A 12,997-nucleotide genomic window follows, 5' to 3' on the forward strand; every position below is an offset into this window, starting at 1 on the left:
ATGCCCACCACCTGCTGGACTGGCTCCGGCGTGCTCTCCGGGCACGTCATCGGCCTCAATACAAAGCGCGGCCATGGCAGCAGGTCTGCGGCATGCATGGGTTCCTCACTTCCTCGTTAGCCAGTTAGAGATCTAATATAGTCTTTGATTCCCCGATTCGACGTCGCTCTAATCGCAGCAGACTCCGCCGCATTTGCGCCGTTCCACGGGAAGGCCCACGTTACATTAACCCCGCCGAGCTTGCCTTGGCACTTCGCGGCGCAAGGCGCCCGTTCCGTATAGAGATCGAGAATCCTCCTGCCACCGGCCTGGTTGATGAGGTCTTCCTCAGCATGCAACCTCGCGCCTGACCTTCCGGTAATAATGGAACCGTCATCCAGACGCGCTGCACCATAGTTTCCGCCCCGCCCCCGTGCGCCGTCGGCAAGTCTTTGGTTGTGTACAGCATTAGTGAGGTCACCGCCATCAAACGGGTCGACCTGGGTCCCGATCTCATTCCCACAGTTGTGAACAAGAACCGGTGTGTCCCCGGCTACCACATAGTACGTGTGAATATCCTCGACGGTGAGGTTGTATACGGTCGCAAGGGCGCCGTAGGCGGCGATGTCGATGACTCTGACACGAGCGCCATCTGGGGTTAGGACGTCGTCGCCCGGTTGCAAATCGGCGGCGTTGGTCCAGCGGGTGGTGTTGGCGACCCAGATGGGGTGGGCGTCGGTGGCAGTGAGGGTGGCACTCGCGTCACCCGTCCCACCATCGGTGTCTACGGTGATCTTGACAAGGCTCTTGCTGCCGGCGCCGACGATTTCTTTGGTCACGGTTCGCGTACCACTGTTCCCAGTTTCGGGATCGGTAGCAGCGACTTCGTCACCGACGCGAACCTCTTCGATGGGTTTGCCGGTCCCATCAGCCATAAGTACCCGCGTGCCGGGCACGAAGCTGTTGTTCTCACAGAGCTCACCGGCGGCAGTCTCGATTTTGGCGAGTGCCTCGCGGAGTTCGGTGGCCTTTTGTTGGGCAAGGGCGATGGCTTCGTCCGCACGGGCGATGGCGTCGTCGGCGAGGCGAATTGCGTTCTGCCAGGATTTATATGACGCAAAGGCACGTTTTATGCCTTTGTAGAGCGATTTCCCAGCTTTAAATACTTTGCCCCACGGGATCATGCCGACCAGCGTGTTGACGCAGGCACCGATGTCACCCTTGGTGAAGCAGTTGATGATGTCGGTAATTCCGAAGAAGTCGAGGAGGAAAGCGAGGCCCTGTTCCTTGATGATGTCGAGGAAGGATTTCTTCTTGACCGCCTCGGCTCGCTCTTTATCAGCTTTGGCGTCCTCGACGACCTGATCGAGCTGCGCAGGAGTGGTGGTGTCCGTACCTGTGGTGGTGTCGGTGGGGGGTGCGGAGCCGCCCGAGCCGTTGCATGCGGCCTCGCCCGCGGCGGTCCCGTCGGCGCTACACACGGGCTTGAGCCCGTCGGGGTCGGTGAGGGTTGTGGGGGCGTTGTTCGCGTAGGCGTACCCGTGCATCTGCTGGGGATCGCCCGGGTCGATGATGGGGTCGACGGAGATGAATCGACCGGTCTGTGGGTCGTACTCGCGTGCGCCGAGATGTGTCAGGCCGCTGTTGTCCTTGGAGCCGCCGACGAAGCCCTTGTCGTCCGGCCAGGCGGTGGGTTGGGTGCCTCGGGTGCCACCGAAGGGTGTGCTGTAGCGGCGCTGGATGGCTTGGGTTGTTTCGTCGACGGTTAGGGAGTTGGTGCCGTGGTGGTCGGCGATGAGCCAGGTGAGTTTGTTGTCGTTGGTGCGTACGGCGACGGGTTGTCCGGCGTGGGTGTAGTAGCGGATCGCGGTCTTGGTGACACCGCCGGTGGAGGTGAGTTCCATGCCGGGCAGGTAAATGGTGGTGGTGTTGCCGTCTTTGCGCTTGATCCGGTTCCCGGACGCGTCGTAGACGTAGGTGCTGGTCGTGGCACCTTCCTGGACCGCTGCCAGGCGACCTTCGGGATCCCAGGTCAAGGTCTGGGTGCCCGTCCCGGTACCGGGTCGGGTGGTGGTGTTGCCGAGCGCGTCGTACCCGTAGTTGACGGTCTTGTTACCGGCAGGGCCCTGGGTCTGGACCTGGGTGAGGGTGTGCGGTTGGGGTTGCCCTGCGCTCGGGTACGTGTAGGTGGAGGTGGTGGTGCCGCTGGTCGCCCGGCTGGTTTCGGACGTGCGGTTGCCAGCCTCATCGAAGGTCCAGGAGGTCCAGTAGGTGGCGGGCCCTCCCAAGGCTGCGGTGGTGGGTGTGGCGTCGCAGTCGCCGTTGCCGGGCGTCCATGCCTGGTTGAGGCGGTTGAGGTAGTCGTAGTCGAAGCACTGATGGTCGGCCGCGCCGCTGACCGGTGTGTCGGAGATCTTCTGGAGGTTGCCGGCGTCGTCGTAACTGTAGGCGGTGTTGCTGAGGAAGGCGGTGGCGCCGGCGGTACGGGTGCTGACACGGCCGCCCTGTAGGCGGCGGGTCCCAGGCTCGTAGAAGAACTCCTGCTTGACCCACTTCGCGTCACTGGTGGTGCGGCCGACGACCGATAGTTCGGCAAACGAGGTGTAGGTAGTGGTGTTGACGTACGTCCGAGTGCCCGAAGAGGTCGTACCGGTCAGCGTCGTCGGCAGGCCGAAGGCGTTGTAGCCATACGTCAGGGTCTCCTCGGCAAGCCCGCCCGCGGCCGGCATCTTCACTGTGGCCGGACTGCCGTCGGGCAAGTAGGTCGCGTCGAAGCGGTAAGTGCCGGCCAGGCTGCCCTCGCTGGCGGGGACGACCACTTCACTGCCGATGGGGCGGCCGGTGGTGTCGTCGTAGTCGACGACCCGGTTGGTCCACTGGTCGCTGCCGACGTACCGGGTCGAGGAGGTGGGCATGCCCTTGTGGATGGTGTCGTACACCCACCCGGCGCGCATCGTGCCGGTGACGTCGTCGTCGCGCAGGGAGGTGGTACGTCCGAGGATGTCGTAGACGTACGCAAGCGTGTCGCCTGCTTCGTTGGTGACGGTCTTCTTTTCCCCGTACGGCGTGTAGGTGATGGTGGTGGTGCCGCGGTCGGGGTCCTCAGTGCGGTCGAGTCGGCCGAGCATGTCGTAGAAGTACTGCCAGGTGTTGCCACCGTTCTGGGCCGCGTCGGTAACGGTGGCGAGTTGGCCCTTGTTGGTGTAGGTGTATCGGGTTTCGTCGTACGCCCCGGTCGGTGACGGGCCCTTGTATTGGCGCAAAGTGGTGGTGGCGCCACGGGCATCGGTGATCGTGGTGGAGGCGGTGCCGCCGGCCGGTGGATCGACGTCGATCCGGTTGAGGCCGGTGTAGGTAGTGGTGGTACGCCACCTTTCGGCGCCGTTGGCAATGGTGATCTCGTTTGTCGCGCGACCCGCGGTGTCGTAGACGGTCCGCACCTGGGACGCGACGGCGTCGTCGGAGATGGCCATGACTTCGAAGGCGGGGGCGGCGGCGTTGTAGTAGGGGCCGCGACGCTTGACGAGCAGTCCTCGGGAGTCGTGGATCATGTCCGAGATTGCCCGGCCACCGCCCGGAGCGGGCACCTGAGTTTGTCGTAGTCGGGCGAGGCCGTCGTAGAGCTCGTACTTGGTCTGGTATCCGCCGTCGGGCTGGAGGCGTTTGGTGGTGATCACGTCTGGTCCGTCGGCCCGGATGAGGTAGCTGAACTCGGCGTCGGGGTTGTGCGTCCCCATGGTCCGGCCCGGTGACCAGACCTTGCTCAGCCGGCCGAGGGCGTCGAGTTTGAGGTCGGTGCGGAGTCCGTTCGCGTCTACGGAGCCGATCTGGGCCCCGAAGGCGGGATCGAGGAACGCCTGCGTGTGGTGCAGGAGTGGGTTGATGGTCTTCACCGCCGTGACCGGTCCGCCGGACTCGGGGGTGTATTCGGTCTCGGTCACACCGCCCTTGGCGTCGGTGGATGCGGTCATCCGGCCGTGGAGGTCGTCGTAGGTGGCCCTGGAGACGGTTCGGTAGATCGCGTGGGACTGGGCCGCGTTCCAGCCGTCGAACTCGTCGACCCGGGTGACCTGGCCTTCCGTGGGCTGAGCGCCGTGTGTCTCGATGCCGTCGTAGTAGCTGAGCGCGTCGGAGATCACGTCGGCGGGGCGGCTCGGCGGGGTCTCGCAGGCCTTGGTGACGGTCTCTACGCGTTTGGGTAGGTCGATGAGGTGAGCGGTGGTGTTCGACACGTACTCGTAGCGGGTGCATCGGTCGAACTCGGGCTTGCCGGCCTGTGGTTTGGAGTTGATCGAGGTGACGGTGCCGTCAGCTTCGATCGTCTTCGTCGTTGAACTGTCTCGCCACCCACCCTCGACTGCTGCTCGGGTCAGCGACGCGGCGGTGTCGAGCAGGAAGGAACGGGTCGTTCCCCATGGCTTGGTGGAGGTGGCGGTGGCTGGGGAGATCCATGGGTCGGTGATGGTGCGGGACAGCATGGTGGTGTCGTCGACGAGCCAGGTGATGTTTTCTCGTACGGTGCCCGCGAGTCGTTCGTGGTCTTCCCATTCGAAACCGGCGCCGCGGGAGTCGGCCACCCACACGTTCTTCTGGCCGCCGGTGCCGTTGCGGTCGCCGTCCATGCCGCGGAAGTAGCGGGTCTCGGTGACGAGTTGTCCGTCGGTGGGGTTACCGGTGCGGGTCTTGACTCTGCCGTAGCCGCGCCACTGTCCCCACGTTTTTTCCTCGGCGGGGGTGAGGCCGTCGACCTCGTCGTAGTGCCAGGCCGCGCCGTCGAGGTACTGGTAATGGGTTTCGACAGGTACGGTGCCGGCCAGTTCGTCGGACTGGCTTACCGAGCGGACGACGTACTTGTGGAACCAGTCGAGTCGCTCGGGCAGGGACGGGTCCGGCGACCAGCGCACCGGTTGGCAGCGCCTGGTGTTGGTTTCCGGGCTGGCCGGCATGCCGCCCGAGGCCACGCAGTCGGGATTTTCGTAGACGACGGCGATCTTGCCGCCGTTCTCGTCCTGGACCGCGGTCACGCGCCACCAGTTGTGTGGTGCGACGTAGTCGGCTGTCGCGGCGTCAACCCGGTTGTTGTACGGCTCGCCGGTGAACTTGACGTCGGGGAGAGTGATCTCTTGTCCGGCGGGTGCGACGTGGCCGGTGTGGGAGATGCGGTCGAGCCAGAGGCCGGCTCGGGTGAAGTCGCCGGGGTCGGCGAACAGGTGGGACAGGGTCCAGGTGTCGACGAGCCGGAATGCGGAGGCGCCCTCACGGACCTTTGTGGTGATCTTTGCTAGCCGTTTTTGGGTCCAGAACGTCGGTGAGAAGTGGCCGTTGCACGGGGCGGCTGTGCAGTTCTGGTCGACGGGGGTGTCCGGCCAGCTGTTGGGGTGGGCGAAGTCGCAGGCGGTGTTGGGCGCGCATCGGTCGAGCGCTTCGAATTCGACCTGGGCGACCGGCTTGGCCGAGTAGACCTGATTATCGCGCTGGCCGTAGTCGATGCGCTTCAGGTAGCCGCCGCGGGTGTAGGCGGCGGCTGAGTTGACGTCGCCGTTGCGGGCGTAGCGGTTGGTTTCGGTGCCGTAGAAGTACGACATGGTGTTGCCGTGGATGTCGACCACGTAGTCGAGGTTCCAGCGCCATGCCTGGTTACGTTCCGATGCGGCGAAGTTTCCGGTCGTGTAGCCGGGCTCGTTCGGGTGGTTGCCGTAGACGGGGACGGTCCAGGCGGAGTCGGTGGTTTCCTGACCGGAGGCGCCGGTGTAGCCAGGTAGCCGGTTGTAGCCGAAGTAGTAGCGGGTGCCGTCGGGCGTCGTCGCTACCCAGTACTCGCCGTCGGCGTCGCCGTTGCCGCGGCCGGTGTCGAGCAGGCGCTGGATCCGGGTGCCGTCATCGTTTTTCATCCGCCACGTGGTGCCCTGGGCGTCGACGGGGACCAGTTCGCCTGCCTTGCCGTTGAGCGAGATGGTGCCGTTGTTCGTGCCCCAGCACTGGTCGCCGGTGGGGCGAGTGGTGTTGTTCGGCAACTGGTTGTTCTGTTGGTCGGTGTCGAGGGCGCACGGCTTGTACTTCCGCTCGACGAGCCCTGGCCAGAATTCGAACCCCTCGCCCAGCCACGAGGGCTGGTTGTTGGTCGATACGGTGCGCCCGTCTACCGAGCCGGAGGAGTACGAGAGGCTGATTTGAGGGGTGGGGCCGTTCACGCCCGGCGGCACGCGCAGCGGGTATGACCAGTTGAAGTCGCCTGATGATCCACCGTGCGACCACGTGGAGGCACTGGCGAGTGGGGTGGCCGAGTACGAGCCGGAGGCGCCGGAGTCGGCGGCCATGATCGCCAGGACGGTCGGTGCGGTCGAGGTGAGATCAACGTCGGCGGCGAGGGTCGCGCTGCTGGTGTTGTTGGTGCTCGGCAGCGGGCGACCCTGGCAGGCCGCGTGGTCGGGGGTGATCAGGGCGCATTCTGGCAGCGCGACCATGTGGAGTCGGGCGGCCCAGTCGCCTCCGAAGGCGTGCCCGAACGAGCGGTAGTCGACCTGGACGGAGATGCGTCCGGCCGAACGCGCGGCATCGGCGGAGCGTAGGCGTACAAGGACGCCGTCGACCTTGGCCTTGGCTGTTGCGCCACGGTCAAGTACCTGCACACCCACCCGGCTCGGGCCGTTGGCGCTGGTACGCAGGGCTGCTTCCCGATTGGCCGGGGCACCGAGGGTGATAGGCGAATCGCCCGCCCGCACCCGACCCGACGGCATCGTGCGAGCGCCGGTCGCCGCTGGCGCGAGGTCGACCTCGGCCACGGTGGCTGCGGGCCATTCGACCTTGCGTGGACCGCGTACGGCGGCCTGTTCGGCGCGGTCGGGCGTCGAAGGTCGCATTCCCATTTTCGTGCCCGGGATCGACGGTTCCTTCGGCGCCGCCCACGACGGAGGCGTCTCGGCCGCGACCGCCGGGGGGACCATCAAGGCATTCGCCGTCAGGGCGGCCGCCAGCATCACGGCCAGTACCTGTGCCCGGCGCAGACGCGCCGGCAACCAGTGGCGGACCGACCAGCGGGCAGACCGGCGTCTGAGCCGAACGGGCATGGATCCTCCACTGGAGACGAGCTGGGTGACCGAGACGGAGTCGCGGGCCATCATCGTGGAGGATCTTCAGCAGGCATTCAAGATCTTGACGGTACGCATCCAGCCCCATACGATCCGCTGTCCAAGTTTCGGATCTTCACGGGGAGGCCCCGTCGTGTTCGTTTTCCAAGACGCGTCCAGAGGTTCACCACACTTTCGACGGCGGGTCTCCCTCACCAGCGCAGCGCTGGTCCTGGCCGCCGGCGTCCTCGTCGCCGGTCCGGTGCCGCCTGGGCCCGCCGAGGCGGCGCCCGACGCCACGGCCTCTACGGAGGACATGCGGGATGAGATCACGATCCTTGCCGATGCCTCAGCCGAGGCGGCGCGCGCTGGCCAGCCCGTCGAGGTAACGCAACGCAGGACCGAGGACAGCCGGCTACTCGCGAATCCCTCGGGTTCGTTCTCGACCGAGAGCTTCGCCCATCCGATTCACGTCCAGCGGGCCGGCGACTGGGTCGACATCGATGCCACACTCCGGATGAACGCTGACGGCAGCATCAGCCCTACGGCGACCCCCGGCAGCCTGACGATCTCCGGCGGAGGCAGCGGGCCACTGCTCACCGTCGGCAAGGATGACAAGAACCTGTCGCTGACCTGGCCGACCCCCCTGCCGGCACCTAGCCTGCAGGGCAACACGGCCACCTACCCCAACGTCCTGCCCGAGGTGGACCTGCAAGTCACCGCAGAGCCGATGGGCGGCTACCGCGAGCAGCTCGTCGTCAAGAGTCCCACCGCCGCCGACAACCCGGCGCTGCACGCCATCACCTTCGGGGTCCGGACCGACGGTCTGACACTGTCTACCCGGACAGACGGCGGTATCAACGCCCTAGACTCGACAGGCGCGGCAGTGTTCGCCACCGACCCGCCGCTGATGTGGGACACCCCGAGCGAGCCGACGTTGAGCCGGATCGAGCGGATCGAGGGCAACGGACCCATCGACAGTGACCCCCAGTCTCGGCTCGTGGGCCCGATGGATGTGGTACTCACACCCACCGCGATAACGGTCATCCCCGACCGGGACATCCTCGACAACCCGCAGGTCAACTGGCCGCTCTTCCTGGACCCGAACTCCACCCCCATCGGGCCCTCGGACTGGACCCACATCGCCAAGGAATTTCCGACCCAGTCGTACTGGAACTACGACCGCGACGACGGTGCCAAGGTCGGCGCCGCAAGCGGCGTGACGTACCGGTCCTACTTCCTGTTCGGCATCGGAAACATCCGCGGCAAGATCATCACAAGTGCCACCTTCGGCATCACCCTCGACCACTCGTACCAGTGCAGCACCAACACCCCGGTCGACCTGTACCTCACCGACAACATCAGCCGCTCGGGCGCGGTCACCTGGAAAAACTCCGTCACCGACACCAACAAGTGGCGAAGCAATCTCGCCAGCGCCTCCGGACACGCCAACGAATCGTCCTGCGGCGAGCCGGACATGCCGATGGGTTTCGCGAGCACCGCGCTCACCAACGCCGTCTCGACTGCTGCCGCTGGCACCAGCAGCCAGATCACCTTCGGACTCCGTGCGCCGAACGAGGGCACGAACCAGCAGTGGAAGAAATTCCACCCCGGTACCGCCAAACTCACCGTCGAATGGAACACCGCACCAGCCGTCCCCACCGAGCTGACCACTTACCCGCCGATCCCCTGCGGGAGTTCGACCAATCCGACCCGGCTGTCGGAAAGCATGAAGAATCCCACCTTCACCGCCGGGCTGTCGGACGCCGACGCGAACAACCTCACCGCCTACCTGGAGATCAGAAGAGCGTCCGGCGACGTGCTGGTCCACGGACCGGCCGCCTCCGCCACCATCCCCGCCGGCGGTGTGGTCACCTGGCCCACCGTCCCGGACGGCGTTCTGGTCAGCAACGAGACGGTCTACTACTACCAGGCCCGGGCCAAGGACACCGGCGGCGCCTTCGGCTCCTTCACGGCGCGGTGTTACTTCCTCGTTGACGGCAATGACCCCGGGCAGCCGACGATCACCTCAACCGACTACCCCGCCGGCAGTGAGAGCGTCAACGCCGGTTCCGTGGGCACCGTCACGATCAGCCCAGCCGCCGGCGACATCGACATCGCCGGCTACCGCTACGGCTTCGACGACAACGTCAAGCTCTGGGCACCGGCCGACGCCACCGGCAAGGCCACCATCCCGATCACACTGTGGGGAGACCCCGACTTTCCCGGCACCGCCATCGCCGACCTGTGGATGAAAGCCGTCGACAAGGCCGGAAACGAACGGCTCGAGGTAACCGGGCCCCGCACCCTCGCAGCGGGCGGCACCGCGACCGTCGCCGACAAGCACAATGACATCAATGGAGACGGCAAGGCAGACGTCGCCACCGTGCTCGACATGGGCAACGGGCGCACCGCGGCCTGGACGATGATGTCCTCCGGTGGTGGCTTCCACCCCGCCACCATCGCCTGGGACAGTGGTGTCAACGGCGGCCACGCCATCGACAGGATCCAAACCGCCGGCGGAGACTTCGACAACGACGGCCGCACCGATATCGCCGTGTTCCGGCAGGACCCCGACGGTCACGTCCGCCTGTTCAACCTCCGCTCCGACACCAACCAGTACCAGACGGACTGGGCTAGCGTCGACGTCGGCACATGGCTACTCGGTGATGCACGGGTCTTCGCCGACGACTTCACCGGCGATGGTATCGACGACGCCGCAGCGGTCGTCGACGACCGCGCCGGCGGATGGCGAGCCTACGTGTACCCCTCCACCGGAACCGCATTCACCACCTCCGGCACCCCCTGGTACACCCAAAGCCCCGGCACCTACACCTGGATCAACACCAAAACCGTCGCCGGCGACTTCACCGGCGATGGAAAGGCCGATCTAGCCGTCGCTCAGGACACCACCGGCGCCCGCACCACCGTGCGCGTACACGCCTCGAACGGGACCGGCTTCAGCGCCGGCACCAGCTGGTGGGACAGCGACACCGACACCGACCCGACCACGTTCACGGGAAACGCGGCCAAATACACCGCGATCAACGTCAACGGCACCGGCGCCACCGACCTCGTGGCGCTCTACAACCACGGCGCCAAGACCACCATCAAGGTCCTGACGGCAAACGGCTCGACCTTCGCCGGCCCGGCGACGTGGTGGGACAGCGATGTCGACAGCGTCGACGGCTGGGACTGGCGACGCACCATCCAGGTCACCACCGGCGACTTCGACAACGACGGCGACAACGACCTCGCCGCCATCGTCGACTGCTGCGAGGCCGGCAACCGCGAGCTGTGGACGTTCCCCCACAACGGCACCTCGTTCGGGCAGGTAACCAAGAAGGGCAACGCCACCGCAACCACCACCCGAACCGGCACCGCGCACTGGCGCTTCGACGACGGCAGCGGCACCACCCTCGCCGACGCGTACGGCAACTACCCGGCAAGCGTCGCCGGCCCGACCTGGAACACCAACGGACACGTCATCGGTGACAAGGCACTCCACTTCGACGGAACCAACGACTACGTCACCACCGGACGGCCGGTCATCGACACCAGCCGCAGCTACACCGTGGCCGCCTGGGTCAAGCTCGACAACACCACCGCGTACCGCACCTTCATCAGCCAGACCGGCACTCATCGATCCGGCTTCTACCTCCAATACAACAAGCCCATGAACGCATGGACAATCATCGCCGCGTCGGCAGACACCACAGGATCCGTCAACTACTACGCAGCACGTGACTTCGCTCCACCGCGCCTCGGAGTCTGGACCCACCTCGTCGGCGTCTACGACGCCGACGCGAACCAGCTCAAGCTCTACATCAACGGCGCACTGCGCGGATCAAGCAGCCAGCCGTCCGCCTGGAACGCCACAAGGGCATTCCAGATCGGCAACGCCACCTCGGGGCAGGCAAGCGGAGACTGGGTCGCCGGAGACATCGACGACGTACGGGTCTACGACCTCGCCCTCACCTCACCCGAAATCGGCCAACTCGCCCGCGACACAGCGCTCGCCGGACAGTGGAAATTCGACAACCCCACCGGCGCCACGACCGACAGCTCGGGCAACAACCGCAACCTCACCCTCAACAGCACCACCACCGGAACCACCGGCAAATACGGCCAGGCCATCACCCTCAACGGCACCACCAGCTACGCCAGCGCCGCCAGAAGCGTCGACACCCTCACCGGCTACACCGCCTGCGCCTGGGCGAAAATCGACAACGTCGCCGGCCTCGCCTACCGAGCCGTACTCAGCCAACAAGCCACCCGAAGCAGCGGCTTCTGGATCCGCACCAGCCCCACCAACCGATGGCAATTCGTCACCGCCTTCAGCGACAGCGGCTACAGCGCCGTCGAAGCCCCCACCACCGTCAGCGTCAACACCTGGACCCACCTCTGCGCCACCTGGGACCCGGGAACCTCACAAATGATCCTCTTCGTCGACGGCAAACTCGCAGCCGCCGCCACGATCAGCAGTCCACCTATCCAGGCAACAGGCCCCATCAACATCGGCAGCTACAAGTACCTCGACGTCCTCGGTGGCTACTTCCCCGGAGCAATCGACGACGTACGCATCTACTCCGGAGCGATCCTCGACACCAAACAAATCGAAGCAATCATGAACGACAAGTAACAACACCGGGCCGCTGGGCATCACCGCCCAGCGGCCCGGACCGTCATCGAGTGCCAGGTCCAGAACTGGTAGCGATCCTCGCCCAGTCCGGGGACCGGGCGCAGCGTTGTAGTCGCGCGAGCTCGCCCTGCGGACCCCGGACGCGGTGAGTGCGATCATCAGCCAGAACGGCAACGCGTACGACGACGGCCTTCAGCCGGAGTTCTTCACAACCCTGCGCGACTACTGGCTAGAACAGAACCCCCGAACCGAGTCCGGCGTACGGGAGACGCTCACACTGGAACTGACCCGCTGGCAGTACCTCACGGGCGTGGGCGACGAAACCCTGGTGGACCCCAACACGTGGACGCATGACCACAACCTGCTGTCGCGGTCCGGCAACGACCTGGTACAGCTCGCGCTGTTCCTGGACTACGCCACCAACCCGCCGTTGCACCCCCATGTGCACACGTACGTCCGCCAGCGTCAGGTGCCACTGCTCGCGGTTTGGGGAAGGGGCGATCCGATCTTCGGACCCGCCGGCGCACTCGCCTTCGCCACCGACCTGCCGGACGCCGAGGTCCACATCCTCGACGGCGGCCACTTCCTCTTCGAGAGCGCGCTGGACGACGTCGTGCCGTTCATCCGGTCATTCCTCGACAAGCATCTGTGACCCCGCAAGACGAGAAGCCCTCGATGACCGAGCCGGGCCCGTCGGCGCTGGCTATGTCACTTGCGCGCACGCTGGCGCTGGTTGGGTTGCCACCGCAGCACTCCGGCCTTTCACAGCCGGACCAGGCACCGGTCAACGTCGAGGTCGCCGAGCCGGAGGCCGAGGGGCGCCGCCGCGCCGGCACGCGGTCTCGGCGTGCAGGCGTAGGAGTAGGCCCAACGCCGCTTCGCTGTCGAAGGCGCCGCCGGTCTCGGTCGCGGCATCGCCCAGCTGCTGGCCGCAGCCGGCGAGGACGTCCTCGACGTGCCGGCAACCCTTGCCGCCCGCGCGCGACTGCTGGACACCGGCGGCAGCCGCAAGAACGACGCCGCGGACGCCGCCAGCGTCGCGCACGCAGCCATACGTCACAAGAAGCTCCGCCACGTCGTCGCCGAAAACGATCACACCCGACTGCGGCTGTTGTCGGAACGCCGCGACGACGTGGCCCGTGAACGCGTCCGGCTACTCAACCGGCTCCACGCGCTCCTGCATGATCTGATACCCGCTGGGGCGGCGCTAGATCCAACGCCGTTCAGTTAAGGCTGGGTGGTTGGGGTCAAGGTGAGGATGTTGATCTCGATGGTGGCTTGGTAGGTGGTGCGGTTGATGTTCGGGCCG

At 65.9% G+C, this 12,997-nt stretch carries 3 protein-coding genes and 1 pseudogene; 3 read left to right on the top strand and 1 reads right to left on the bottom strand.

The features are described 5' to 3' along the window. Positions 1-116: 116 nt before the first annotated feature. Entirely contained in the window at positions 117-7,046 is a 6,930-nt protein-coding gene (locus tag ACWEFB_RS36460) for a polymorphic toxin-type HINT domain-containing protein (protein ID WP_452292810.1), read from the bottom strand. A 25-nt stretch (positions 7,047-7,071) separates the two neighbouring features. Between ACWEFB_RS36460 and ACWEFB_RS36465 the strand changes: the two genes are divergently transcribed. The 3 genes and pseudogenes from ACWEFB_RS36465 to ACWEFB_RS36475 all read left to right on the top strand — a co-directional run. Further along, the gene (locus tag ACWEFB_RS36465) at positions 7,072-11,688 is read left to right on the top strand and encodes a LamG-like jellyroll fold domain-containing protein (protein ID WP_452292811.1); all 4,617 of its coding nucleotides are present in this window, start codon (positions 7,072-7,074) and stop codon (positions 11,686-11,688) included. Between the two features lie 127 nt (positions 11,689-11,815). Beyond that, positions 11,816-12,340, top strand: coding sequence for an alpha/beta hydrolase (locus ACWEFB_RS36470; RefSeq protein WP_452292812.1), 525 nt, complete (start codon positions 11,816-11,818; stop codon positions 12,338-12,340). Positions 12,341-12,574: 234 nt separating this feature from the next. Next, a pseudogene (locus ACWEFB_RS36475) lies at positions 12,575-12,919 on the top strand (IS110 family transposase); the annotation flags it as partial. Between the last annotated feature and the right edge of the window lie 78 nt (positions 12,920-12,997).

Source organism: Micromonospora sp. NPDC004704 (assembly GCF_053601675.1).